The organism is Alkalihalobacillus sp. TS-13, assembly GCF_019720915.1.
GTDB lineage: Bacteria > Bacillota > Bacilli > Bacillales > Fictibacillaceae > Pseudalkalibacillus.
In genome coordinates this window covers 3,222,043-3,246,567 of sequence record NZ_JAHKSI010000001.1, presented here as the reverse complement: position 1 = coordinate 3,246,567, position 24,525 = coordinate 3,222,043, and the positions used below count along the sequence as shown (strand labels likewise).

At 45.5% G+C, this 24,525-nt stretch carries 26 protein-coding genes; 22 read left to right on the top strand and 4 right to left on the bottom strand.

Going from position 1 to position 24,525, the window contains the following annotated elements; genetic code table 11:
• Positions 1-3 precede the first annotated feature (3 nt).
• The 14 genes from KOL94_RS15450 (at position 4) to KOL94_RS15385 (ending at position 15,311) form a co-directional block, all read left to right on the top strand.
• Positions 4-1,104 (top strand): NADH-quinone oxidoreductase subunit D, encoded by a 1,101-nt coding sequence (locus KOL94_RS15450; protein WP_221567279.1) that lies wholly within the window; start codon positions 4-6, stop codon positions 1,102-1,104.
• Positions 1,104-2,105, top strand: coding sequence for an NADH-quinone oxidoreductase subunit NuoH (gene nuoH, locus KOL94_RS15445; RefSeq protein WP_221567278.1), 1,002 nt, complete (start codon positions 1,104-1,106; stop codon positions 2,103-2,105). The genes KOL94_RS15450 and nuoH overlap by 1 nt, the downstream gene beginning before the upstream one ends.
• 13 nt (positions 2,106-2,118) lie before the next feature.
• Positions 2,119-2,538, top strand: a complete 420-nt coding sequence (nuoI, locus tag KOL94_RS15440; protein WP_221567277.1) for an NADH-quinone oxidoreductase subunit NuoI — start codon at positions 2,119-2,121, stop codon at positions 2,536-2,538.
• Positions 2,535-3,056 (top strand): NADH-quinone oxidoreductase subunit J, encoded by a 522-nt coding sequence (locus tag KOL94_RS15435; RefSeq protein ID WP_221567276.1) that lies wholly within the window; start codon positions 2,535-2,537, stop codon positions 3,054-3,056. Before nuoI ends, KOL94_RS15435 begins: the two co-directional genes overlap by 4 nt.
• Positions 3,049-3,363, top strand: a complete 315-nt coding sequence (gene nuoK, locus KOL94_RS15430; RefSeq protein WP_221567275.1) for an NADH-quinone oxidoreductase subunit NuoK — start codon at positions 3,049-3,051, stop codon at positions 3,361-3,363. Before KOL94_RS15435 ends, nuoK begins: the two co-directional genes overlap by 8 nt.
• A gap of 15 nt (positions 3,364-3,378) precedes the next feature.
• Positions 3,379-5,235: an NADH-quinone oxidoreductase subunit L gene (gene nuoL / locus KOL94_RS15425; RefSeq protein WP_221567274.1), complete on the top strand. Its 1,857-nt coding sequence runs from the start codon at positions 3,379-3,381 to the stop codon at positions 5,233-5,235.
• On the top strand, positions 5,235-6,761 hold the full coding sequence (locus tag KOL94_RS15420; protein WP_221567273.1) for a complex I subunit 4 family protein: 1,527 nt from the start codon (positions 5,235-5,237) through the stop codon (positions 6,759-6,761). Before nuoL ends, KOL94_RS15420 begins: the two co-directional genes overlap by 1 nt.
• Entirely contained in the window at positions 6,758-8,248 is a 1,491-nt protein-coding gene (nuoN, locus tag KOL94_RS15415; RefSeq protein WP_221567272.1) for an NADH-quinone oxidoreductase subunit NuoN, read from the top strand. Before KOL94_RS15420 ends, nuoN begins: the two co-directional genes overlap by 4 nt.
• A 306-nt stretch (positions 8,249-8,554) precedes the next feature.
• Positions 8,555-8,785, top strand: a complete 231-nt coding sequence (locus KOL94_RS15410; RefSeq protein ID WP_221567271.1) for a DUF1146 family protein — start codon at positions 8,555-8,557, stop codon at positions 8,783-8,785.
• Between the two features lie 491 nt (positions 8,786-9,276).
• The gene (locus KOL94_RS15405; RefSeq protein WP_221567270.1) at positions 9,277-10,026 is read left to right on the top strand and encodes a YwmB family TATA-box binding protein; all 750 of its coding nucleotides are present in this window, start codon (positions 9,277-9,279) and stop codon (positions 10,024-10,026) included.
• Between the two features lie 30 nt (positions 10,027-10,056).
• Positions 10,057-11,370 (top strand): UDP-N-acetylglucosamine 1-carboxyvinyltransferase, encoded by a 1,314-nt coding sequence (gene murA / locus KOL94_RS15400; RefSeq protein ID WP_221567269.1) that lies wholly within the window; start codon positions 10,057-10,059, stop codon positions 11,368-11,370.
• A gap of 536 nt (positions 11,371-11,906) precedes the next feature.
• A complete protein-coding gene (gene spoIID, locus KOL94_RS15395; RefSeq protein ID WP_221567268.1) occupies positions 11,907-12,941 on the top strand; it encodes a stage II sporulation protein D in 1,035 nt (344 codons plus the stop codon).
• Positions 12,942-13,252: 311 nt separating this feature from the next.
• The gene (gene spoIIQ, locus KOL94_RS15390; RefSeq protein WP_221567267.1) at positions 13,253-14,089 is read left to right on the top strand and encodes a stage II sporulation protein SpoIIQ; all 837 of its coding nucleotides are present in this window, start codon (positions 13,253-13,255) and stop codon (positions 14,087-14,089) included.
• Positions 14,090-14,429: 340 nt separating this feature from the next.
• Positions 14,430-15,311, top strand: a complete 882-nt coding sequence (locus tag KOL94_RS15385) for a DUF1028 domain-containing protein (protein ID WP_221567751.1) — start codon at positions 14,430-14,432, stop codon at positions 15,309-15,311.
• 51 nt (positions 15,312-15,362) lie between these two features.
• Here the strand turns inward: KOL94_RS15385 and KOL94_RS15380 are convergent, their stop codons facing one another.
• From KOL94_RS15380 to KOL94_RS15365, 4 genes are all read right to left on the bottom strand, one after another.
• On the bottom strand, positions 15,363-16,229 hold the full coding sequence (locus KOL94_RS15380) for a transglutaminase family protein (protein ID WP_221567266.1): 867 nt from the start codon (positions 16,227-16,229) through the stop codon (positions 15,363-15,365).
• On the bottom strand, positions 16,226-17,167 hold the full coding sequence (locus KOL94_RS15375; RefSeq protein WP_221567265.1) for an alpha-E domain-containing protein: 942 nt from the start codon (positions 17,165-17,167) through the stop codon (positions 16,226-16,228). Before KOL94_RS15375 ends, KOL94_RS15380 begins: the two co-directional genes overlap by 4 nt.
• Before the next feature lie 12 nt (positions 17,168-17,179).
• Entirely contained in the window at positions 17,180-18,610 is a 1,431-nt protein-coding gene (locus KOL94_RS15370; protein ID WP_221567264.1) for a circularly permuted type 2 ATP-grasp protein, read from the bottom strand.
• A gap of 166 nt (positions 18,611-18,776) precedes the next feature.
• On the bottom strand, positions 18,777-19,289 hold the full coding sequence (locus KOL94_RS15365) for a hypothetical protein (RefSeq protein WP_221567263.1): 513 nt from the start codon (positions 19,287-19,289) through the stop codon (positions 18,777-18,779).
• Positions 19,290-19,474: 185 nt separating this feature from the next.
• On the opposite strand from KOL94_RS15365, the gene spoIIID reads away from it, so the two are divergent.
• The 8 genes from spoIIID to fabZ all read left to right on the top strand — a co-directional run bounded on the left by spoIIID (position 19,475) and on the right by fabZ (position 24,511).
• Complete coding sequence (gene spoIIID, locus KOL94_RS15360; RefSeq protein ID WP_221567262.1) at positions 19,475-19,741, top strand: sporulation transcriptional regulator SpoIIID; 267 nt, start codon at positions 19,475-19,477, stop codon at positions 19,739-19,741.
• Positions 19,742-19,889: 148 nt separating this feature from the next.
• The gene (gene mreB / locus KOL94_RS15355; protein WP_221567261.1) at positions 19,890-20,891 is read left to right on the top strand and encodes a rod shape-determining protein; all 1,002 of its coding nucleotides are present in this window, start codon (positions 19,890-19,892) and stop codon (positions 20,889-20,891) included.
• 111 nt (positions 20,892-21,002) lie between these two features.
• A complete protein-coding gene (locus tag KOL94_RS15350) occupies positions 21,003-21,824 on the top strand; it encodes a flagellar hook-basal body protein (protein ID WP_221567260.1) in 822 nt (273 codons plus the stop codon).
• A 52-nt stretch (positions 21,825-21,876) separates the two neighbouring features.
• Positions 21,877-22,704 (top strand): flagellar hook-basal body protein, encoded by an 828-nt coding sequence (locus tag KOL94_RS15345; protein ID WP_221567259.1) that lies wholly within the window; start codon positions 21,877-21,879, stop codon positions 22,702-22,704.
• Between the two features lie 22 nt (positions 22,705-22,726).
• Positions 22,727-23,068 carry a DNA-directed RNA polymerase subunit beta gene (locus KOL94_RS15340; protein ID WP_260412338.1) on the top strand — a complete coding sequence of 114 codons (342 nt, stop codon included), beginning with the start codon at positions 22,727-22,729 and terminating at the stop codon, positions 23,066-23,068.
• Positions 23,029-23,283: a hypothetical protein gene (locus tag KOL94_RS15335; RefSeq protein ID WP_221567769.1), complete on the top strand. Its 255-nt coding sequence runs from the start codon at positions 23,029-23,031 to the stop codon at positions 23,281-23,283. Before KOL94_RS15340 ends, KOL94_RS15335 begins: the two co-directional genes overlap by 40 nt.
• 133 nt (positions 23,284-23,416) lie before the next feature.
• Positions 23,417-23,995, top strand: a complete 579-nt coding sequence (locus KOL94_RS15330; protein WP_221567258.1) for a transposase — start codon at positions 23,417-23,419, stop codon at positions 23,993-23,995.
• Between the two features lie 81 nt (positions 23,996-24,076).
• Positions 24,077-24,511, top strand: a complete 435-nt coding sequence (gene fabZ, locus KOL94_RS15325) for a 3-hydroxyacyl-ACP dehydratase FabZ (RefSeq protein ID WP_221567257.1) — start codon at positions 24,077-24,079, stop codon at positions 24,509-24,511.
• The last annotated feature ends 14 nt before the right edge of the window (positions 24,512-24,525 follow it).

Sequence of the window (24,525 nt, the reverse complement as noted above, 5' to 3'; positions counted from 1 at the left end):
CCCATGATTCGTACAGAAGAAATGCTGCTTAATGTTGGACCTCAGCATCCAAGTACCCACGGCGTGTTCCGGATCGTGTTGAAAATCGATGGAGAAATCATCAAGGAAGCGACGCCTGTGATCGGTTACCTCCACCGTGGAACGGAAAAGCTCGCTGAAGACCTGCAATATACACAGATCATTCCGTATACCGACCGGATGGACTATCTATCAGCGATGACGAACAACTATATCCTCTGTCACGCAGTCGAGACGATGATGGACATGGAGATTCCTGAGCGTGCGGACTATTTACGCGTCCTCGTGATGGAGCTGGGTCGTATTGCAAGTCATCTCGTTTGGTTCGGTACATATTTACTTGATATCGGTGCATTGAGCCCGTTCTTATACGCATTCCGTGAACGGGAGATGATCATCAATTTACTTAACGAAATCTCGGGTGCGCGCCTGACGTTCAATTACATGCGTGTCGGCGGCGTGAAATGGGACGCGCCGGAAGGCTGGATCGAGAAAGTCGAAGAATTCATCCCGCACATGCGTAAAGAGCTTGCGGGTTACCATGATCTTGTCAGCGGAAACGAAATCTTCCTCAACCGTGTACGCGGTGTCGGGAAGTATACGAAACAAGAAGCACTAGCGTATTCCCTGAGCGGTGCGAACCTCCGCTGTACGGGCGTCGATTGGGACCTTCGTAAAAAAGAACCTTATTCCATCTACGATCGTTTCGATTTCGAGGTCCCTGTATTTGACGGCGGGGATGCCTGGTCCCGTTATAAGTGCCGCATGGCTGAAATCGAAGAGTCGATCAAAATCGTCGAGCAGGCTGTTGAACAATTCCCGAAAGAAGGGGACATCATGGCGAAGGTTCCGCGGATCATAAAGCCGCCTGCAGGCGAGACCTACGTACGTATTGAATCACCCAGGGGAGAAATCGGGTGTTATATTTCATCCGAAGGAAAGAAGGAACCATATCGTTTGAAGTTCAGAAGACCCTCCTTCTATAACCTGCAGATTTTACCGAAGCTGTTGAAGGGTGAGAATATCGCTAACTTGATCACGATCCTTGGCGGTATCGACATTGTACTCGGGGAGGTGGACGGCTGATGATGGAAGATTTGCTCTACTCATCACCTTCACTGACAAATACGCTGATCTTTTTCGGACTCGGTGCGAGCTTGCTCATGATGGTACTCGGATTTGTAACATATGCGATCTTAGCCGAGCGTAAAGTCATGGGATTCATGCAGCTCCGTATCGGACCGAATCGTGTCGGCGGACCGTTTGGATTGCTCCAGACGGTAGCTGACGTGCTCAAGCTATTATTGAAAGAGGATACGATTCCAAAAGCGGCAGATAGGCCTTTGTTTATGCTGGCTCCGGTGATTGCCTTTGCACCAGCGTTCATGGTGCTCGCTGTCATTCCATTTTCAGAGTCACTCCGATTTTCCGACATCGGAATCGGATTGCTTTATTACATCGCGATTTCCGGCATCTCTACGGTTGGTGTCCTGATGGGCGGGTGGGCTTCGAATAACAAATATGCGCTGTTAGGCGGTATGCGTTCTGCAGCCCAGATGATTTCCTATGAAGTACCGCTCGTCATGTCGGTAATCGGGATCATCCTTCTTACTGGAAGTTTGAATCTGATTACGATCGTCGAAGCGCAGGAAAGCCTTGCATTTCTATTCGTTCAGCCGCTCGCATTCGCGATTTTCATGATCGCGTCAGTTGCAGAATTGAACCGGACACCGTTCGACTTGCCAGAAGCAGAATCTGAGCTTGTAGCAGGTTATCACGTCGAATATTCCGGATTCAGATGGGCGTTTTTCATGCTTACAGAATATGTCTATTTGTTTGCGATGGCATCGATTACGACAATCCTTTTCTTAGGTGGATGGAATCCGGTGCCGTATCTTGAATTCATTCCAGGAATCATCTGGTTCGCGCTTAAATTCAGCGTGGTCGTTTTCTTCCTGATCTGGCTGCGTGCCACCTTACCACGTATGCGCGCCGATCAGCTCATGTCATTCGGATGGAAAGTACTATTGCCGTTAGCACTGCTTAACATTTTTATCAGCGCGGTGATCAAGGAAATCTGGTTCTAACGGAGGGATTACAATGAAAGGACTTGTAAAAGGGTTAAAATACACACTGAAAAACTTGACCAAACAGAACGTGACGTATTCGTATCCGGATGAACCGCTTGAGATGCCAGATCGTTTCCGGGGAATACAGAAATTCTATCCGGAAAAATGCATCGTCTGTAACCAATGTGCAAATATCTGCCCAACTGACTGTATTGAACTGACAGGCAAAAAGCACCCGGATCCGAATAAAAAAGGGAAGATCATCGATACGTATGATATCAATTTCGAAATCTGCATCCTTTGTGACCTTTGCACAGAAGTCTGTCCGACAGAAGCGATCGTCATGACAAACAATTTCGAGCTGGCAGAGTACAGCCGCGATGAGCTGTTCAAAAATCTTGAATGGCTCGACGAAAACGATACGAACGTAAGAAAGGAGAATAAGGTATGAATGGTGAATTGATCTTATTCTTTGTTCTTGCACTCGTTGCAATAGGTAGCGGTGTACTGATGCTTAACCTGACGAAGGTCGTCCATATGGTGATCGCCCTCGTCTTCACTTTCCTCTCAATTGCAGGATTATATGTAATGCTGTCAGCGGAATTCGTCGCATTCGTGCAAATACTCATCTATTCTGGTGCGATCACGATTATCATGCTCTTCGGAATCATGCTGACGCGTCACGATGACAAGACCGAAACAAAGATTGGGGCACCGAGGATGATTCTGGTTTTGACAGGAATTGTCGTATTCTTCATCGTCATGTTTTTCCAAATCAATGATTTGAGCTTTGGTGAACAGGCGGTCGATCTGCACGTTGATAATACGGAAAAGATCGGAATCGCACTATATTCCAAATACGTCATTCCATTCGAATTGACCTCCGTCTTGCTTCTTGTAGCATTGGTCGGGGCAATTATTTTGGCGAAACGGGATGATGAAAAGGAGGGGACAGAGGACAATGAGTAGTGTACCTTTATCCGTCTATCTCGTTCTTGCTCTGATCCTCTTTTGTATCGGACTTTTCGGAGCTTTGACGAAACGAAACGCCGTCATCGTCTTGATCTCCATCGAATTGATGTTGAACGCGGTGAACATCAACCTTGTCGCCTTTGCGAAATACGGCATCAATCCTAGTATCACGGGACAAATATTCTCCTTGTTTACGATTACCGTCGCTGCGGCTGAAGCTGCGGTAGGGCTTGCAATCCTTATTGCCCTCTACCGTAACCGTAAGACTGTAAACGTAGATGAGATGGACATAATGAAACGATAAGGAGGAGGATCGACAATGAACCCAATCATCTGGCTCATACCTGTGTTACCACTTCTATCCTTCGTCCTTCTCTTATTGTTTGGTCGTAGGTTGAAAGAAACATCAGCACACGTCGGCTCAACACTGACATTAGGCTCCCTTATTTTATCTGTCGTCATTTTCATGGGACAGTGGGGCGGAGAACCTGTAAAACAAACCCTTGAATGGCTTGCGATCGGAGACACTGTACTGACGGTCGGTTATGAAATCAATCCGTTGAACGCGCTTATGCTCGTCATCGTCTCGCTCGTCAGCTTTCTCATCCAGGTGTATTCCAAGGGTTATATGCATGACGACAATCGTTTTCCTGTCTTTTTTGCATACCTTGGCTTATTCACATTCGCGATGCTCGGGCTCGTTGTTTCACCGAACCTTTTGCAGCTCTATATTTTCTGGGAGCTTGTCGGTGTCGGTTCATTCCTGTTGATCGGGTACTACTTTTATAAAAATGAGGCACGTGAAGCAGCGAAGAAAGCCTTCATCATGACGCGTATCGGGGATGTCGGCCTGTTCATCGGGATGATCTTGCTATTCTGGCAGGTGGGAAGCTTTGAACTCGATGTCATCTTTGATGCAGTCGCAGCAGGAGATATTTCACAGGGCTGGATCACACTGACCGCGATTTTGATTTTCATCGGGGCAATCGGTAAATCAGGTCAATTCCCATTACATACATGGTTACCGGATGCGATGGAAGGTCCGACACCGGTTTCAGCTTTGATCCACGCAGCAACGATGGTTGCAGCTGGTGTGTATCTTGTCGCGGCTACATTCCCGCTATTCGAAGCGTCTGAAACGGCGATGACAACGGTCGCTGTCGTCGGTGGTTTTACTGCGATTTTTGCAGCAACAATCGGTCTTGCGCAGGCAGATATCAAACGTGTCCTAGCGTATTCCACAGTCAGTCAGCTTGGCTACATGATGCTTGCATTAGGATCCTCAGGCTATGTCGCCGGAATCTTCCATTTGACTACTCATGCATTTTTCAAAGCGCTCTTGTTCCTGGCAGCTGGAAGTGTCATCCATGCCGTACATACACAAAACATCCATGAAATGGGCGGCCTATGGAAGAAGATGAAATGGACAGCACCGTTGTTCTTGATCGGTGCGATGGCGATTTCAGGTGTACCTTTGTTGTCTGGCTTCTTCAGTAAGGATGAAATTTTAGCGGCAACCTATGCAGATGGCCGTTATGGATTATTCTGGATCGCAGTTATCGCGGCATTCTTGACTGCATTTTATATGTTCCGGCTGTTTTTCCTCGTCTTTACTGGCGAGAACCGCGGTAAAGTGAAAAAAGTCCACGAGTCACCGGGTGTCATGGTGTTCCCGATGGTTGTGCTCGGGATTTTGGCAGTGGTGGCAGGTTATATCAATACGCCGGTAGCGCAAGTGCTTGGTGATTATCTGGCGAAAAATCCTTATGTAGAAATACATCACCATGAGGCACACTGGTGGATCCCTGTTGTCGCCACAGCCGTTTCATTGCTGGGAATTTTCATGGCATGGCTCGTCTATGCAAAGCAAAAAGTGAGGAGGCTATCCGAAGCCTCACCGGATTTCCACTATATTTTATTGAACAAATACTTCATCGATGAAACGTACGATTATAGTTTTGTAAAAGGAACGAGAGGCTTCAGTTACTTCTGGTATTATATCGATCGCTTCGTCGTCGAAGGTGTCGTCCAGCTTGTAACTGGTGCTGTCGGGTGGTTGAGTAAAATCAGCTCGAAAGCCCAGAACGGACAGGTGCAGCTTTATGGATCGGTTGCGTTCGCCGGAATGGCTGTCCTGCTTCTCATCGTTGCCTGGTTAGGGGGGTACTTGACGTAATGGATTCAATTCTACTATCTGCACTTATTTTCTCCCCGATTGTAGGAATACTGGTATTGTTGTTTGTGCCGAAAACCGAAGATAGCGCTATCAAGTGGGTCGGATTTTTAGCTACGCTGTTGCCGCTCGTCTTTGCTTTTATCGTTTATTTTGGATTTGACAGTGCGAACGAATCATTACAATTTATCGAGCAATACAAATGGATCAATTTCGATCTTCAAGCCATGCAGAACGGCGGGGATTTCTCGGTCAACTATGAACTCGGTGTTAATGGATTGACCGTGCTGCTTTTATTGTTGACAGCGATTGTGTCGACACTTGCTGCAGCAGCCTCCGCCTGGATCACGGAGCAGTCGAAAGGCTACTTCATGCTGTTCCTTCTATTGGAAATCGGCATGCTTGGGGTTTTCGCTTCACAAAACTTGCTGCTTTTCTTCATCTTTTTCGAAATCACATTGATACCAACCTTCTTCCTGATCGGAAAGTGGGGTTATCTTGACAAAGAGAAGGCAGCATACAGCTTTTTAATCTATAACGGATTAGGTTCTGCGATATTACTAATCGTGTTCATCATCCTTTATATGAAGGCAGGAACAATGAATTTCACTGGTCTATCCGCGTTCTTGAGCCAACCGCCTGAGTTGCTTGAGCGGTTGTACATGGGAGAAAACTTCCGGATGGGACTGTTGATTGCCTTATTGGTCGCATTAGGCGTGAAATTGCCAATCGTGCCATTACACTCCTGGATGCTGCAAGTGCACGTCCAAGCACCACCATCGATTGTCATGATCCACTCTGGAATCTTGCTCAAGATCGGTGCTTATGGACTTTATCAGTTCGGAATCGGGTTCTTTCCAGGGGAGTTTGAGAAGATTGCCTTCTGGATCGCTTTACTCGGAGTCATCAACCTTTTATACGGTGCGTTCATCGCCTTCGTACAGATTGATTTTAAAAAGGTCCTCGCATACTCCAGTGTCTCTCATATGGGGATTGTACTGATCGGACTCGGAAGCTTGACCGATGCTGGTATCCAAGGGGCGATGTTCCAAGTCATCTCCCACGGATTAATCTCAGCGTTGCTGTTTTTCCTAGTCGGTTTGATGTACCAACGTACAGGAACGTCGTTGATCACGCATTTAGGTGGAATGGCAAGAGTGATGCCGGTCACCGCTGGATTCTTGCTTGCTGGAGGTCTCGCGTCACTCGGGCTCCCTGGAATGTCCGGCTTTGTCAGTGAATTCATGGCATTCCTCGGACTATTCGAAGTCATGCCAGTGCTAGCAGCAGTAGGGGCACTAGGAATCATCCTGACAGCGGTCTATATGCTGCGTGCCGTATTAGCGATAACGTTCGGCGAAACGAAAGAACCACTTGTTTCGATTAAAGAAGCGCGGTTTGTGGAATGGGTGCCAGCCTTGGTACTGACCTTTTTGATTGTTCTGATTGGAGTTTATCCAGCAGTCCTATCTGATATGCTGCAACTTACGATCAATGCCATGATGGCAGGTAGGGGGGCTGTTGTATGACACTAGAAAAATTGTTGAGCTATGACTGGGGTATCATGGCCCCTGAATTCACGATATTGATTGTAGCGACTTTGCTGTCGTTGATGGATTTGTTCATGCCGAATAAGGCGAGCCGTAAGCCGTTGGCGCTTGTAGGGATTGCGGGTGTGATCATTGCGATCGTTTTTTCACTCACGCAGATCGGCACAGAACCGACGAGCATCCTATATGACACGTATCGCTTTGATTCATTCGCGCTCGCATTCAAATTATTGTTCCTTGTGGCGACCGGATTGATATTGTTGTTGGCCCTTGATTATGGAGGGAAAACGAAATGGGAGTTCAGAGGAGAATTCTTCTATCTCTTGCTGACGGCATTGCTCGGTGCGATGATGATGGCGTCCAGTGCCGACCTCATCACCTTGTTCGTCGGACTTGAGTTATTATCGATTTCTTCCTATGTATTAGCGGGGATTCGTAAAACCAATCTCCATTCCAACGAAGCGGCGTTCAAATATGTCGTCAATGGTGGAATCGCCACTGCGATCACTCTTTTCGGAATGAGCTATATTTACGGTTTGACAGGAGCGACCAATCTGTATGACATTGGTGAGGCTTTGACAAACCCCGTTGTTGAACAAAACGCTTTCCTTGTGATAATGTCATTCGTCATGCTGTTTGTCGGGCTTTCGTTTAAGATCGCAGCTGCTCCATTCCACATGTGGGTCCCTGATGTATACCAGGGCTCTGCGACTCCTGTAACAACTTTCTTAAGCGTCGTTTCGAAGTCAGCTGGATTTACATTGATTTTAAAAGTATTCCTGATCACGTTTTTATCTGTACAGGGCTGGCATAACGCGATCATTCTGGAGCTTCAGCCATACATCGCAGTCATTGCCGGTGTTACGATGGTTATAGGTAATCTGGTTGCCTTGAGACAACGAAACATCAAGCGCATGTTCGCATACTCGAGTATCGCACACGCTGGTTATGTGCTCGTGCCATTCGTCTCATTGTCGCTGCTCGTTTTTAAAATGACATGGTTCTATCTACTCGCCTATTTATTGATGAATATCGGTGCGTTCGCTGTCATCCAATTCGTAACCGAACGTGAGAAATCAGAAGACTTCACGGCGTTTGCGGGACTGTATAAACGTGCGCCATGGGTAGCGGTGATGATGGGCGTGTTCATTCTGTCGCTTGCTGGACTTCCATTCACAGCAGGATTCATCGGGAAATTCGGGATCTTCATGAGCTCCCTTGGTACCGGGCACTATTTACTGGCCTCTGTTATGATCGCCACGACGGTCGTATCTTACGTATATTATTTCAATGTCCTCGTACAGATCTTTTTCCGTAAAGGCGGAGTAGAACGGATGCGCCCGTCGATCGGGTTGTTGATCGTCATGATCATCTGTACAGCCGGCACCATCTTGTTCGGTGTCTATCCAAGCGCTGCATACGAGTTTTTCCAAGGATTCGATATGAACGAGCTGTTTATAAAGTAGAAGTACCATATATAGGAAGGCATCCATTTGAAGGGTGTCTTCTTTTAAAATAGCTTTCTGGACAAATCTTTATCTGGACAAAAATCCGGATTATTTGGACAAAACATCAAAGTTTCTGGACAAATGCGCTGCACATAAGGACATCACCTTTCTTGAATATACGGGGAAATGTCGAATATTGCGCGGGAAATAGGTGATAAATTAGGTCTAAAGGTTTATTTTGTAGATTGATGAAAATAACCGAAGGAAAAGTGAAAAACCTGTCGAATAATATAGGTGTGCAAATTATTGGAGGTCTAACGTCTTATGCACCCATTTGGAACACAAGCTTTGTTGAATATAATCGTGAGTATCGTTTTTCTCGCTGTATCCTGGTGGGCGTTACAAGCACTCAATTTTGAAAGGTTCATTAAAAGTGGGCGGGTCTTCCAAGCACAATTGTTGATGATTTTACTGACAATCGCACTTGCGTCACTTTTAACATCGTTTTTCATGAATTATTTGTCTTGGTCGACACAGTTGAAATATCTGTTCTAAAAAATAACGAATGAATAGACGAGAATTTTCTGCCATAGGATGTGCTAAATTCACGACACTTCCTGCGGGGAAAGCTAGCCAATCGAGACCCTGTAGCGATTTAAGGATTTGATTATAATATTGTATTCCGACTAAATACCACCACATCCGGCGCCTGCGGTTACTCGGCGCAAAACTGCAAAATAGCATGGAATATAAGTCCGTGGTCTCGTGGTGAACTTCGGAGTCAGCAGAAGGAAAGATTCCAAGGGTTCTCATCGCAGACACGAAAAAAATTTTATTTTTGTATTGAGATTCTGTGCAAGTGCGGAGGCTTACGAATCGCCCGCGGAAAGGGAGTGAATTTACAAAGGAGCCTATTTTTTAGAGATCAATACATAATGAAGATTGTCGACGGATGAGGACAGACTTTGTCGCATCTTGACTACATCTTCCATGTATGAACCTCTTTCTCATGGCAACAATTGTAATGAGGAGAGGAGTGGGGATTCATGAAACAAAAATTCATACTATTCGGAATGTCGTTGACGATTTTGCTTGCATGTTTTTCAGGTGCTGAGGCGAAACAATCCACATGGTCTGATCAAGAACTTTTGGATATAACCCGCGTTATGGAGCAGTCTGACATAACAATCGAAGGTTGGTCTTTTTATGGTAAAAACAATTTTGGTTTTGTTTCAGATTTTACAGGGTATGTATCGTTAGTAGAAAGCCTGCAGGCAAAATCGCCAAACTTCCGGTGGGGGAAGATTGTCGAAACAAAAGAACATTGGAACGTAACAGGGCATTATAAGAATCCATATGGTATTGAAGAGAAAGTTTCAGTATTTGCTTACCCCCACAAAAATCAATATATGGCGTACATTATTTATTATGTTCAGGGGAAGTCCTGGGATCCTGAAAGTTGGAAAGCTTTCAAACCTGAGTATAGGCACAAAGTCCAGCTGTTTCTAGGGGAGAATGCGAAAATATATACTTGTGTTGAAGGTATAAAATCTGATAAAATGGGTATTGTTTTGCAAAAATTGGCGAAACAACTCGTTCAGTCATTTGACGCATCCATAATTGAGACATTAAACGAAGAGACATTTCTGTCCCTATCAGCATATACTGACGAATGGAAGCCTTCAATCCAATCAGATCGAAAACGGATGAACCTGCAAATTGGACTCCGGAACAGCGGAATAGGCGGAAAGACAACCATAACAATTGGAACACCGATAATTACGACTGAATATTAATATATAAATTGGACGCGGAGGGGAATTATCTTGGAAAAAATCATCGTCCGTGGTGGTAGGCGGTTAGAAGGCTCCGTCAGAGTAGAAGGGGCTAAGAATGCCGTACTGCCTGTCATCGCAGCATCGATTCTAGCTAGTAAAGGAACAAGCACTATTTCGGAAGTGCCAGCACTTGCCGATGTTTATACGATAAACGAAGTACTACGCCATTTGAATATTGGCGCTGAATACTCGAATAATCAGATAAAAGTAGATGCTACACGCCCATTGAAAACAGAAGCACCTTTTGAATATGTTCGTAAAATGAGAGCATCATTCTTGGTGATGGGTCCATTACTTGCAAGAGTCGGGATCGCACGAATTGCTTTACCAGGAGGCTGTGCAATTGGATCACGTCCGATCGACCAGCATTTAAAAGGCTTTGAAGCCATGGGAGCGGAAGTTAAAATCGGGAACGGTTTTATCGAAGCGAAAAAGGAAGGGCGCTTACAAGGGGCTAAAATCTATTTGGATTTCCCAAGTGTAGGTGCAACTGAAAACATCATGATGGCAGCTGCCTTAGCCGAAGGCACGAGCATCATTGAGAATGTAGCGAAGGAACCTGAAATCGTTTGTCTTGCGAATTACCTGAACGCAATGGGGGCTAAGGTATACGGGGCAGGTACAGGCACACTTCGTATTGAAGGTGTAGAAGAAATGCATGGTGCTGAACATCAAGTCATAGCGGACCGTATTGAAGCTGGAACATTCATGGTTGCTGCTGCAATCACTGGCGGTGATGTGACGATCGAGAACGCACAAAATGAACATTTGACACCACTAGTATCAAAGCTTCAGGAAATGGGCGTCTCTATAACTGAAACAGGAAAAGGCGTTCGTATCATTGGACCAGAAAAGTTGAAGCCGGTTGACATCAAAACGATGCCACATCCTGGTTTTCCAACTGACCTTCAGTCCCAAATGATGGCTTTATTATTAGCAGCCAATGGAACAAGTGTGATTACGGAAACTGTTTTTGAAAATCGTTTCATGCACGTGGAAGAATTCCGCCGTATGAATGGTGATATTAAAATCGAAGGTCGTTCTGCAGTGATCAATGGACCAGCGAAGCTTCAAGGTGCAGAAGTAGCAGCAACAGATTTACGTGCTGGAGCAGCTCTTATCCTTGCAGGTCTTATTGCAGACGGTTACACAAGAGTCACAGAACTACAACATTTAGATCGCGGATACGTTGATTTCTCTGGGAAATTAGCAGCGCTAGGTGCAGATGTGGAACGCGTGAAAGAAGAAACAGAATCGATTACAAACGAAAATACAACACAAAACTTAAAAGCTAAGGCATAATATATCTACTTATAAGAAAGTCGTCTTCCACCGGGAGGCGGCTTTTTTGGTTCTTGGCTCTGTTCTTTTAAATGTTTGTTTCTGTGAAGGTGTCCAAAATACCTCTCTTTAACGGGAAATTTGTTTATTGAAAGAGCTTAACTTAAGAATGAACAAATTAATCGGAGAAGTGAACAAAATAATTTAGAAAATGAACAGATTTATCAAGGAGTGACCAGATTAACTTAAAAGTGGTTAGATTATCTCGAAAAACGAACAGATTACTACAAAAAGTGAACAGATCGTAATTAAAATAGTATTTACTTAACTGAATATATGCTTCTTCATATCACTATACCTGGAGTGATTTCGTGCAATTATCTTTATTCTTGAACGATGATCTTCGAAACTTGGGCATGTGATTTTGCTGAAACTTTGTTTAAGTTCGTCGTTTGTTTCGTGGTAGTTATATGAAGCACCTGTTAACGTTCTTCAGTTCTAAAAGGTTGTCCACGCCCATAAGCTATACTAACTGTTGAAATTTTGGGGGGCTGCCAATGAACCAAATCCGATTTGGAACACCATTTTATCTCTTCCTAATAGGACTACTTACATTCATACTCTTACTCCCGAGTTTGATCGTCATACCTTTTAAAAATAATGTCCAACAAAATGCATCACCTGGAAAGTTGGAAAAGGCAGAAAGCGAAGCGCCGATCGTCTTAAATTCAGAAGTCGATGTCTCAGTTTATAAAACGTCTGCCAAAAAAATTGAAACATTACCTCTTGAAGACTATGTAAAAGGGGTCGTCGCGGCTGAGATGCCGGCAGATTTTGAAATCGAAGCACTGAAGGCACAGGCGTTGACAGCGAGGACGTATATTATAAAAATGCTCCTGAATCCAGCTGACATGAATCTGCCCGAGGGTGCCGACGTGACGGATGCGGTCATCCATCAGGTATTTAAAAATGATCAAGAACTACAGAAAGCGTGGGGCAAGGATTACGAGTGGAAAATTAAAAAGATTACACAAGCGGTGAAAGAAACGGAAGGAAAGATAATCACCTATGATGGAAAGCCGATCGATGCATTATTCTTTTCTACTAGTAATGGTTTTACGCAAAACTCTGAGGATTATTGGTCGAGCTCGTTTCCGTATTTGCGAAGTGTAGAAAGTCCATGGGATAAGGATTCACCGAAGTATTTCCATCAACAAGCGTTCCCGATCGATGTCGTGGAATCGAAGCTGAATGTGAAATTAGCTGATGGAGATGGAGAAATCGGAAAAATATTGAGCAGAACCAAAGGAAACTATATAGATACGATTGAAATTAACGGCAAGAAAATGAGCGGAAAAGATATCCGGGTTGGATTGAATCTCAAATCCTCAGATTTTACAATTCTCAGAAAGGGCGATGAAGTGATCTTCCAAACGCGCGGCTATGGCCACGGGGTTGGCATGAGCCAATATGGCGCCAACGGAATGGCCCAAGATGGCAACAACTATAACCAAATCGTCAAACACTACTACAACGGCGTAGAAATCACCGACACCCAAGCCTACACAAGCAAACTCACCGCATCGAACTAACCAGCCTTTTCGCTTCCGTGCCTGGCACGACAATTTCTCCCTACAGCCCCAACGAGTTTGAGACGGTGCCAGGCACCGTTTTGAATCTCTTGTGCTGCAAGGACTTTGAAAGTGTACCAGGCACCGATAATAAAACAAAACCACAATGCTACTGTCTTTTAAGGCAGTGGCATTTTTGTGTGGTTTTACGAGCGTATCATCCCAAGCAACTTGTTACTTTCCCCTGATTGTCGAAATAATATTCAGAAAAAATTTACCAGAATGTATATATTTTGAAAAATGTGCCCACAATGTTGCTGAGGTGATGCAAAATGAGAGAAGAAGAAAAACAAAAAAATCCTCTTAAGGCAAAGTGGTACAAAAAGAAGCGTTGGGTTTATCCGGCAGTATATCTTGGGTTTGCAGCAGTGATTTTGGCATCTGTTCTTTGGTATCAAAATAGTATTGGAGATAAACTAAATGATGAAGCAGATCCAATCGGTTTTGAAGACCAAGATTCAGTACCAGTAATGTCAGATTCAGAAGTACTTAAGTCACCAGTTTCAGATGACGTCACAGTGCAAAGAAAGTTCTATGACAGTAAAGCATCTGAAGCAGAACAAGAAGCAGCTCTCGTATTCTATAATAATACCTACTTCCAGAATAAAGGAATCAACTATGCGACTGAGAGCGGTGAACCTTTTGATGTAATGGCAAGCTTGAGTGGTAAAGTTGTAGATGCTGGTCAGGATCCGCTAGTAGGATACTTCGTCCACATCGAACACGATAACGGTGTAATGACGCACTACTCTAGCCTCGAAAACTTACAAGTTGAAAAAGGTGACACTGTGAAGCAAGGTGATGTCCTAGGAACAGCAGGTATGAGCCTTCTTGACAAAGAAGCACAAGTACACGCACACTTTGAAGTACGTAAGGATGGCGTAGCAGTCAACCCAGAAGAGTACTTCAATAAAACAGTCACTGACATTCCTGCTCAAAAGCAAGAAGTCAACGAAACTCTTACTGATGAAGAAACAGATGCGGACGCAAAAGAAGAAGCTGATGTAGACTCTGATGAAGAGAACGTAAACCCGTCAAGCGAAACCCAAAATGACGACGCTCAACCAAAGGAAAACTCTGTCGAGGATGAAGATCAATCAGGCGCTTAAAACCACTAAAGCGTCAAAACAAATAAACACTAGACAAGCTCTGGAGAAACTCCAGAGCTTTTTTCTTGTCTTGGTGTCTGCCTCGGTGCCTGGCACTTCCAGAGAAGCGTTGGGAGAGAAGGATTCTGAAAGTGTACCAGGCACCGAACAGAAACCCAAGCGTAGCAAGGGGTTTGAAAGTGTACCAGGCACCGATTGAGATTCCTTCTGAGGGAGGGCTTCGTAATCGGTGCCTGGTACAGCCTAAGGAACTGGTTCACGTTTTTTCTCGGGTGAAAAGGGGAATGGGGTGGACATCGAGAATTACTGGTTAGAGGTTGAGAAGGGAGAGTGTTCGTTCATGTATACAGGGAAGATTCCGAAGGATTTGGTAGCTACGTTTTCTATTGTCGGTTTTGATCCAGAAACAGAAGAGCTAGGTATTGCGGTTCAGTCGAAGTTCATCGGTGTGGGATCTGTTGTTCCATGGGCGAAAGCGGGGGTCGGGGCGGTGGCGACACAGTCGTTCGCTAACACGTCTTACGGCCCGAAAGGTCTTGAGCATATGGCGTCAGGTAAGTCTGCTGAAGAAACGATCAGATTATTGACGGAAAAAGATGAGCAGCGGGAGCTCCGCCAGGTCGGAATCGTTGATGCAAAGGGGAATCCCGCGACTTTTACGGGTAAGGAGTGCTATGATTGGGCTGGCGGCCGTACGGGTAAGCATTATGCTGCGCAAGGGAACATTCTCGTCAATCAGGAAACCGTCGATCAGATGGGAGCGGCGTTCGAGAGCACCACAGGCACCTTGGCTCAATGCCTTCTCACTGCTCTTAACGCTGGCCAACATGCTGGTGGAGATAGCCGTGGAAAGCAGTCCGCAGCCCTCTTAATCGTGAAGGATAAAGGCGGTTATGGCGGCTACAATGACCGTTCCATCGATCTTCGTGTCGACGATCACAAGGAACCGATCAAAGAATTGATCCGCATCCATGATCTACATCAGCTTTATTTTTCACGATCAAAAGAAGAGAAGATCGCCGAGGTAAAAGGAGATGTTTTCCAGCAGCTCGCGTTTGAGCTTGAGCGACTTGGCTATCTTGAAAGAAGCGACGAACATTCCGAGGACGCCGTTTTGGACGCCTTGCGCGTGCTCATCCATCAGGAGAATTTTGAAGAACGCGAACAGAAACGAGGATACATCGACTTGGAGATCCTCGACTTCATGAAAAAAACGCAATAAAAAACCAACACAAAAAGCGGAGGGCCGCCAAGCCTTCCGCTTTTTTCCCTATCAAGCTGTTACATTTTCCTCTAACGCATAAACGCTGACCTTCACATCAAGTTTCTGAACGCCTCCGTGGTAGACACCCTTCAACGGGACGATGTCTCCATAATCACGTCCGACCGCGATACGGATATGCTGATCTTTTACAAGGACGTTATTCGTCGGGTCGAAACCGATCCAGCCGGCCGTCGGAAGCTTTATCTCGACCCAGGCATGCGTAGCAGCATCACCGCGCATGGCTGAATTTTCACCGATATACAGATAACCACTCACATATCGGGCAGGGATTCCACGTGATCGACATAACGCCAGCATTAAATGGGTGTAATCCTGGCAGACTCCGACCTTATTTTCCAGAGCTTCCGAAGCGGTCGTGTTTACCGTCGTCGACCCAGGCGTGTAGGTGAAAGTATCGTATATATACTTGTTCACCAGTTTTACGAATTCAAAAGGATCATCGCATTGGTTCCATAACGGGTCGGTAATTTCCTTACATATCTCATCAGAAAGCGTCGTGTAATCCGTCTTCATCAAAAACTCTGCATACTGTTCCCTGAACGCGTTTGAGACCAGTGCGTCCTTCATCTGGGAGCTGAACGCATAAGCCTCCTTGAAAGCGTACGGATCGATCATCACTTCAGATGTCGTCATGAGCAAAAGCTCATCATGGTCCTCCCATGCATAGAACGTCTCCACGTGATTGCCCCAATAATCGTAATGGACATACGACGGGACGTTCGGGGTAATCTCTTTTTTAAAAGAAATGCATTCCTGTTTCACGTCATCAATCGGCTTCAGCCGGAATTGATTGATGCTCTGGCTCACTGGTTGCTCGTATGTGTAGTGTGTATGCTGGGTGACCCTGTATTTCATACGCCGACTTCTCCAAGATAGTAGGTTTTATTGATCAAACGGCCAAGCTGAAAGCAATTGGACTGGAACTTTTGTAAAAATTGATGGATATCCTCTGTGATGACGTCAATGACAGACATCGTTTTAAAATCCTGTCGCATCTGGGCGATCAATTGATGCAGATCCTCCGAATAATGCTCGATTTTTCCGTTTTCAAGCTCCTGGAACACATTGTACACCTGTTCCAAACAGTAATTGATCGAACGTGGGAAAGCTTCGTCAAACAAGAGGAACTCAATCACTCGCTCACCGGTGATGAACGGATGGTGCTTTTTCAAGTAAGCCTCGTGCCCGCTGACCGATTGCAAGACCGCGAACCAGTGGCGGTAGAGGGAAGGATCGTTATGCTCCGGATCCTCAGAACGGTAATAGTAGATATTGAGAATGCGGGACGTTTTTTCTGCGCGTTCAATGAATTTCGCCATTTTGATGAACAGATAGGCCTCATCAAACGATAGCGTCGCTTCAACAATCCCCTGAAATAGGGCAGACTGGCGGATGATCATCTGATAAAAATCATCGATCGTATCGACCGTCCAGTTTTCGTACTTATATTGTTTGACTTCCCAATAGAAGGAATTCATCATTTCCCATAATTCCTGCGGGATGATTTCGCGGATCGCCCGTGCATCCTCACGCGCCAATTTTACACAATTCAAGATCGAGTTTGAGTTGTCGCTTGAGAACGACATGAAGTCCATGACGGATCTGGCATCGTAGTGATCGTAGCGCTTTTCGAATTCATCGTTGGCGCCACTGATCGAAATCAGTTCATCCCAGTGGTTTTCTTTGTGTTCGATGCTGCCGATCAGGCGTACAGAAATGAGTCGGGCGGTATTTTCCGCGCGCTCAATATTACGTGACATCCAGTAAAGTGAATTCGAAACTCTGCTAAGCATGCTTGTCCCTCCTTAATCGGTCATGACCCACGTATCTTTTCCGCCGCCGCCCTGTGAAGAATTGACGACGAGCGAGCCTTCTTTCAGCGCAACCCTTGTCAGGCCGCCAGGGAAAACATGCGGATGTTCCCCGTTGAAGATGAATGCGCGGACGTCGATGTGGCAGCCAGCGAAATTTTTCCCTCTAAAAACAGGAAGCCGTGAAAGGTTGACCATTGGCTGTGCAATGTAGTTGGATGGATTCTTTTCAATCTGGATCCGGTAGTCTTCGAGTTCTTGTTCGGTTGCATGAGGTCCGATCAAAAGATTATAACCGCCTGAACCGTCCGTCTGTTTTACAACGAGTTGATCGAGATTTTCGAGTACATATTTCCGTTGTTCTTCATCTCGTAAAAAATACGTCTCGACATTGCGGATGATCGGCTCTTCACCAAGGTAATAGCGAATCATGTTAGGTACATAATGATAGATTGCTTTGTCGTCAGCCACGCCGTTTCCGATCCCGTTGCTGATGGTTACGTTGCCGGCGCGGTAAGCATCGAGAAGACCGGCGACCCCTAGCATGGAATCAGAACGGAACTCGAGCGGATCGAGGAAATCATCGTCAATGCGGCGATAAATGACGTCGACGCGTTTCAGCCCTCTCGTCGTTTTCATATAGACGATACGGTCGCGGACGAGCAGGTCACGTCCTTCGACAAGTTCAATGCCGAGCTGCTGAGCTATGAAACTATGATCAAAATAAGCAGAGTTATAGACACCAGGGGTAAGGAGTACGATGTTCGGGTTTGAGACATTGTTCGGCGCGATGGAAGAAAGAGCGTCATGGATGTGCGTGAACTGGTTTTCGAGTGAGACAACATCATAGTCCTGGAAAAAGTCAGGGAAAACGTGACGCATGACGTAACGGTTCTGGAACACGTAGGATAGTCCGGACGGATTCCTGAGATTGTCCTCAAGGACGCGGAACTCTCCGTTTTCGTCTTTGATCAGATCTATACCAGCCATAAAAATATGGTTTCTTCGTGGAACTTTGATTTTCGTTACCTGGGGATAAAAGTGTTTACAGGTGACGACGAGTTCTCGGGGAATGAGGCCATCCTTCAAAATCTGCTGGCCGTTGTAGACGTCGTCTAAAAATAGATTAAGAGCTTTGACACGTTGAATGAGGCCCTTTTCAAGCTTCTTCCATTCATCCTTCGGAATGATGTTCGGGACGAAATCGAAAGGGATCGTACGCTCCGCACCCTGATCGTCGTTATAGACGGTGAAGGTGATGCCCTGTCTGAGGAAGTTCTGCTGAGCAGCTTCATGGCGGGCTTGCAGTTCATCCTCGGGAAGGGCGGATAATTGATCATAGAGGGTTTGATAATGTGCACGCGGCCTTCCTCTTTCCTGGAGCATTTCATCAAAGAATGAATCGGTTTCATAAGTTTTGAACATTCAATGTCCCCTCCCGTTATTATGTTCTTTTTGTTTTTTGTGTTGGAATTTGGCTCGAATGTTTGGATGAAGCTGTGTCTCGATGCAGGTGAGTCGTATGTAGCTATGTAGGTAAGATGTGAACAAAAAAACATTTATTCGAAAATTCTAACATTTCAAGAATACACTATAGAGATCCCTTTATCAAGGCAAGAAAAACACTAATACTGTCGAACGAGGATGAATCATTAAAAGTTTTAACACAAGAGCAAAAAATCTGTATGAAAACCGCAAAAAATGAGGCGAAAGAAGGTTGGCCATACCGGTTGGCTGTACCAGGCACACTTTCAAAAGCCTTACGGGAGAAGAGATCCAAATCGGTGTCAGGCACACTTCCAAAGTCCTTGCGGGAGAAGAGATCCAAATCGGTGCCAGGCACACTTCCAAAGTCCTTGCCGCACAAGGGATTCAAAACTGTACCTGGCACCATATCAAAACCGTTGCGGCCCAACGGCGAAATTGTCGTGCCAGGCACCGGCACCGAAGTGTAGCATCGAACAAATAAATTTTCTAACTTTTCGTACATTTTATTGGCTTGTTTGTGAGCGGTGGACACTGTGCGGCAAGCGTTTTTGAGGGCTGTTTCAATAAAAAGTAAACAAATTCCCTTGTCCCACTTGACTTTTAGGTATATAACCACCTCCCTAATAATAAAATGTTACAAAACGAACTTTAGGGGACCGCGATGAGAAGTCTAAGTAAAGCTGCGTGCGAGCTTAGCAGTCATTTTGTTCATAGGGGGAAGATGACAATTTAACATTTCGCAGCCTAGATATTGAAGTCTCATTTCGCACCTCTTACATCCAATTTAGGGAGGCGAGTGGTGTGCACGATTACATCAAAGAACGAACCATCAAGATAGGCAGGTATATCGTGGAGACAAGAAAAACCGTTCGAATGATCGCGAAGGAATTCGGTGTTTCGAAAAGTACTGTCCACAAAGATTTAACGGAACGATTACCTGAAATTAACCCGGAGTTGGCCAACAGTGTCAAAGAGATTTTGGAGTACCATAAATCGGTACGACATCTCCGCGGGGGAGAAGCTACTCGGGAAAAATACAAAAAATCGACCGAAAAGGTGGTCAATTAATTTTTGGGTAGTGATTAAGTACTATTTTTTGACAAATTCTGTCCCTATTCTACACAAACTATGGTAAACTTATAAAATGGATGAACTACATAAATTTAACAAATCATACTACCAATAGAACTAGTCTGTAATAGGGAGGATTTACCGCATGTTTTCTAGAGATGTGGGCATTGATCTGGGTACCGCGAACGTACTCATTTATGTCAAAGGACGGGGGATTGTCCTCGACGAACCATCAGTCGTTGCCATCGATAATAACCTGAATCGGGTTTTAGAGGTTGGTGAAGCAGCTCGAAGGATGGTGGGGCGAACTCCTGGAAATATCGTCGCAAATAGACCATTGAAAGATGGGGTGATCGCAGATTTCGAAATGACTGAAGCGATGCTCAAATATTTCTTGGATAAGATTAATGTAAGGGGGCTGATAGGCAAGCCGAGAATTTTGATCTGTACCCCGACCAACATTACGACCGTTGAACAAAAAGCAATCCGTGAAGCTGCTCAAAAAAGTGGAGCAAAACACGTATTTCTTGAAGAGGAGCCGAAAGTTGCTGCGATTGGTGCTGGTATGGACATTTTTCAACCATATGGGAACATGGTCGTTGACATAGGCGGTGGGACATCAGATGTTGCCGTTTTATCCATGGGCGATATCGTCACCGCCTCTTCGATTAAAGTGGCGGGGGACAAGTTCGATCAGGACATCCTTCAATACATAAAACAGAAGTACAAGCTTCTTATCGGAGAACGGACCTCCGAGAGCATCAAGATAGAGGTAGCGACGGTCTTTCCAGGAGCTCGTGACGAAGAAATGGAAATCCGCGGCCGTGATATGGTCAGCGGTTTGCCGCGTAACATCACGATCAGGTCTACAGAGATAGAGGAAGCGTTGAATGAATCTGTCCATTCCATTGTGATGGCTGCGAAAAGCGTACTCGAAAAAACACCTCCTGAGCTTTCAGCTGACATCATCGACCGAGGAATCATCCTAACGGGCGGCGGTGCACTTTTACATGGAATCGAACAGCTTTTTGCCGAAGAATTGAAGGTACCGGTTCATGTTGCCGATGATCCGTTGACTTGCGTGGCTCGCGGAACGGGCTTGATGCTCGAACATATCGACAAGTTACCGAAGCAAAAAACGTCTTGAACGAGCGACTGAAACTACCAATGACTTTCTAGCGATCATCTTTTTACTAGTTTTTAAAATGGACAAGCCATTGCAATGCAGTGCTTTGGAAAAACAGAGGAGGAGAGCAGCATGTTTCGAGGTTTTTACACAGCGGCGTCCGGAATGATTTCGCAGCAAAGGCGTCAGGATCTGTTGACGAACAATCTAGCAAATGCCAATACACCCGGATTCAAAGCGGATCAGGCTTCACTTCGCGCCTTTCCGCAAATGTTGTTGAGCCGGCTCGGTGAAACGAACGTAGGAGGGCACGCGATTCCGACGAGTAAGCATGTCGGACCACTTGCGACAGCTGTTTACATGCAGGAAACGATGCCGAATTTCCGACAGGGTGACCTTCAGGAGACTGGAAACAACCTTGATGTTGCTCTTCTTCAAGGCGCAGTCCCAATCAATGAAGAGACCGGAGCGCAAGGTGCTTTGTTTTTTACCGTACAAAATGAAGAAGACGCGATCCGCTTGACTCGGAATGGGAATTTTTCACTGGACGCTAACGGAAATCTCGTAACGAGCACCGGTGATTTCGTACTAGATACGGACAGGAATCGGATCCAGGTCGATGGTTCTGATTTTACGATGGATTCCAATGGCAGAATCTTAGAGGCGGGTGCCCAGGTGAATGTCGCGCTGATCGAAAATCCGAATCTATTAGAAAAAGAAGGCAACGGCCTTTTCCTTGCAGGTAATGAAGATGCGATCATTTCGGCAGTCGGGAACCCCGAAGTTTCTTATCAATTAAAACAAGGATTCGTTGAGCGCTCGAACGTGGATGTCGAACAGACGATGGTAGAGATGATGAACGCATATCGGACATTCGAAGCCAATCAAAAGGTATTGCAGGCATATGATCGGACGATGGAAAAAGCATCAAATGAGATTGGTAGACTTGGCTGATTTGGATATTAACAGATTTACTATAGCAGGATAGATTTCAGGAGGTAGAAAGATGAATCGATCGATGATTACGGCTTCTGTATCGATGGGCCAGTTGCAGCGTCAGTTAGACACGATTTCAAATAACCTTTCGAATAGTAATACATATGGATTTAAGAGACGCAATGTGCAATTCGCTGATTTACTTGTCCAGGAGACGAACAACCAGCCGAATCGGAAAGCAGAAGAAGGCCGATTGACACCGGATGGGATCCGTCTTGGAAGTGGAGCGAGAGTTTCAGGGACAGCTCTTCGCCTGGAACAGGGGGGCGTTGTCGAAACGGGCAGAACGCTGGACGTTGCCTTGTTAAATCCAAATGTTATGTTTCAAATTGCGAAAAGACTTGAAAATAATGTCGAAATCATTGAATATACAAGAGAAGGGTCTTTTTACGTAACACCAGTAGAAGGAAACCCTGATCAATTACAACTTACTGCTGCGAATGGGGATCGTGTCATGAGCGAAGACGGCCCGATCGAGGTGCCCGTAGGTTTCGATTCGATTTCGATCAGTGGAAATGGCACGATTCAAGCAAAAATGCCCGATGGTACGGTCGTTGATGCCGGTCGTTTGGCTTTGGCTGAAGTTGTCCGTCCACAGTTGTTGGAATCGTCAGGTGATAACCGATTCAGAGTCGAGCCTGGAACTGCGGTTGGACAAGCTATCGAACAAGTGGACCAGGGTGAAGGTTTGGTCCAGCAAGGTGCGTTGGAACAGTCCAATGTCAATGTCGCGCATGAGATGACACAACTTTTAACGACACAACGTTCGTATCAAATGAATGCCAGAGCGGTTACGATGGCTGATCAGATGATGGGGCTTGTGAATACCATTCGATAGGCAGGGTTAATGGGGAGTTAACATGATTCAAAAAAATACAGAAGCCAAAAATGAAGGATCTTCTTTAAGACAAGCATTTAAGGCGAGTAAAAATAAATTAATGAAAATCACACCAAAGAAGAACGAGGAAAGCTCGCCTTCTTCACGGGAAGAACGCAAGCAACAGAAAGCCGAAGCGGAAAAGCTGCGCGTACGTCTCGTGCCGATCTGGCTGCGGTTGATCATCGTCATTCTTCTGTTTGCGCTGTGCCTTGCGGGAGGACTCGCAATCGGATACGGTGTAGTCGGAGACGGAGAAATGATGGACGTCTTCAAAAAAGACACATGGCAGCACATCATCGACATCGTCAAAAAAGACTCTTAGATGGAAAAGTGAATAATAGTACACTCAGAAGCCCGTTGGGAGCGGAATCAAACCGCCCCCGTCGGGCCTTTATTATTTCCGCTGAAGTCGGTACCATCGCTGAAGTCGGTACCAGGCACCAACCGGGAAGCCTTGCAGGAGTGGGGATTCAAAACGGTGCCTGGTACACTGATCGTATCGAAATGAATGGAAGTAGGAATTTCGCGCAAAAATAATTTCCATATTTATCTATTTATCGGTATAATGAAGGTAGTTTCCTCTTTTTCGACATCTTCAGAATTTCCCTGCAATTCAGCATCTCAACTGCTGAAAATCCCCAATAATCAAATATTTTTAAGGAGTGAAGTTATGCCTCGTAAGCCAAGGATATGGTATCCGGGAGCGGAGTATCATATCACCTCGCGTGGAAATCGCAAGACACCTCTCTTTTACGACAATCAAGATCGCCAGAAGTACATGAAAATCCTTAGTGAAGCCCGCACAGAATTCACCTTCGACCTCTATTCCTACTGCCTGATGACGAATCACATCCACCTGCAATTGAAGACCCACTACTCATCGGTCACCCAAATCATGAGGAAAATCCACCATCGCTATGCACTTTATTTCAACAAGAAATATGAATTCGTCGGCCATGTGTTCCAGGGACGTTATGGTGCGAAGCTGATCGAGTCCCCGAATTATCAAATGGATGTCAGTAAATACATCCACCTGAATCCTGTGAAAGCCGACCTTGTCGAAACAGCAGGAGCTTATGAATGGAGCAGTTACCGGACATATGTCGACTTCCACAAACTCCCTAACGTCAATCCCTACCCTGTCCTCTCTCATTTTCCATATCCCCAGAACATCCTGTACCAGAAATTTGTCGAAAACGACCCAACCGCATCCATTACTGGAGATGACCTCGAAAAATCCCTTGAATAGTGACGCCAGCCAGGATTTATTTTTCAAAGACGTTTTATGCTATGATAGGGAGAAGAATGCACTATATAGGAGGATTTACATATGTTGAACATTGATGAAATCAAAGCGATCATCCCCCATCGCCACCCGGTTTTACTGGTGGATAAGGTATTGGAAGTGGAAGAAGGCAAACGCGCAATCGGACTTAAAAATGTAACCGCTAACGAAGACTTTTTCAACGGACATTTCCCAGAATACCCGGTCATGCCAGGCGTTCTAATTGTCGAAGCGCTTGCTCAAGTCGGAGCGGTCGCCCTACTTAAAAAAGAAGAAAACCGGGGACGCTTAGCCTTTTTCGCAGGAATCGACAAATGTCGTTTTAAAAGACAAGTGCGTCCTGGAGATCAATTACGCCTTGAAGTAGAACTAACTCGTGTCCGCGGATCGATGGGGAAAGGCACAGCTGTCGCAACTGTCGATGGTGAAGTCGCTTGTGAAGCTGAAATCATGTTCGCGTTAGGTGACAAGAAAGAATAATTAGCTTTTAAAAG

Bases quoted from the DNA above. Each gene is read 5' to 3' on its own strand.
- nuoK (WP_221567275.1), top strand. From the start codon at position 3,049: ATGAGTAGTGTACCTTTATCCGTCTATCTCGTTCTTGCTCTGATCCTC.
- KOL94_RS15375 (WP_221567265.1), bottom strand. From the start codon at position 17,167: ATGCTTAGCAGAGTTTCGAATTCACTTTACTGGATGTCACGTAATATT.
- KOL94_RS15420 (WP_221567273.1), top strand. From the start codon at position 5,235: ATGGATTCAATTCTACTATCTGCACTTATTTTCTCCCCGATTGTAGGA.
- KOL94_RS15335 (WP_221567769.1), top strand. From the start codon at position 23,029: ATGGCAGCACATCATCGACATCGTCAAAAAAGACTCTTAGATGGAAAA.
- KOL94_RS15350 (WP_221567260.1), top strand. From the start codon at position 21,003: ATGTTTCGAGGTTTTTACACAGCGGCGTCCGGAATGATTTCGCAGCAA.
- KOL94_RS15450 (WP_221567279.1), top strand. From the start codon at position 4: ATGATTCGTACAGAAGAAATGCTGCTTAATGTTGGACCTCAGCATCCA.
- KOL94_RS15370 (WP_221567264.1), bottom strand. From the start codon at position 18,610: ATGTTCAAAACTTATGAAACCGATTCATTCTTTGATGAAATGCTCCAG.
- fabZ (WP_221567257.1), top strand. From the start codon at position 24,077: ATGTTGAACATTGATGAAATCAAAGCGATCATCCCCCATCGCCACCCG.
- nuoN (WP_221567272.1), top strand. From the start codon at position 6,758: ATGACACTAGAAAAATTGTTGAGCTATGACTGGGGTATCATGGCCCCT.
- KOL94_RS15380 (WP_221567266.1), bottom strand. From the start codon at position 16,229: ATGAAATACAGGGTCACCCAGCATACACACTACACATACGAGCAACCA.
- nuoH (WP_221567278.1), top strand. From the start codon at position 1,104: ATGATGGAAGATTTGCTCTACTCATCACCTTCACTGACAAATACGCTG.
- spoIID (WP_221567268.1), top strand. From the start codon at position 11,907: ATGAACCAAATCCGATTTGGAACACCATTTTATCTCTTCCTAATAGGA.
- mreB (WP_221567261.1), top strand. From the start codon at position 19,890: ATGTTTTCTAGAGATGTGGGCATTGATCTGGGTACCGCGAACGTACTC.
- spoIIQ (WP_221567267.1), top strand. From the start codon at position 13,253: ATGAGAGAAGAAGAAAAACAAAAAAATCCTCTTAAGGCAAAGTGGTAC.
- KOL94_RS15385 (WP_221567751.1), top strand. From the start codon at position 14,430: ATGTATACAGGGAAGATTCCGAAGGATTTGGTAGCTACGTTTTCTATT.
- KOL94_RS15410 (WP_221567271.1), top strand. From the start codon at position 8,555: ATGCACCCATTTGGAACACAAGCTTTGTTGAATATAATCGTGAGTATC.
- KOL94_RS15330 (WP_221567258.1), top strand. From the start codon at position 23,417: ATGCCTCGTAAGCCAAGGATATGGTATCCGGGAGCGGAGTATCATATC.
- nuoL (WP_221567274.1), top strand. From the start codon at position 3,379: ATGAACCCAATCATCTGGCTCATACCTGTGTTACCACTTCTATCCTTC.
- KOL94_RS15435 (WP_221567276.1), top strand. From the start codon at position 2,535: ATGAATGGTGAATTGATCTTATTCTTTGTTCTTGCACTCGTTGCAATA.
- nuoI (WP_221567277.1), top strand. From the start codon at position 2,119: ATGAAAGGACTTGTAAAAGGGTTAAAATACACACTGAAAAACTTGACC.
- KOL94_RS15345 (WP_221567259.1), top strand. From the start codon at position 21,877: ATGAATCGATCGATGATTACGGCTTCTGTATCGATGGGCCAGTTGCAG.
- KOL94_RS15340 (WP_260412338.1), top strand. From the start codon at position 22,727: ATGATTCAAAAAAATACAGAAGCCAAAAATGAAGGATCTTCTTTAAGA.
- KOL94_RS15405 (WP_221567270.1), top strand. From the start codon at position 9,277: ATGAAACAAAAATTCATACTATTCGGAATGTCGTTGACGATTTTGCTT.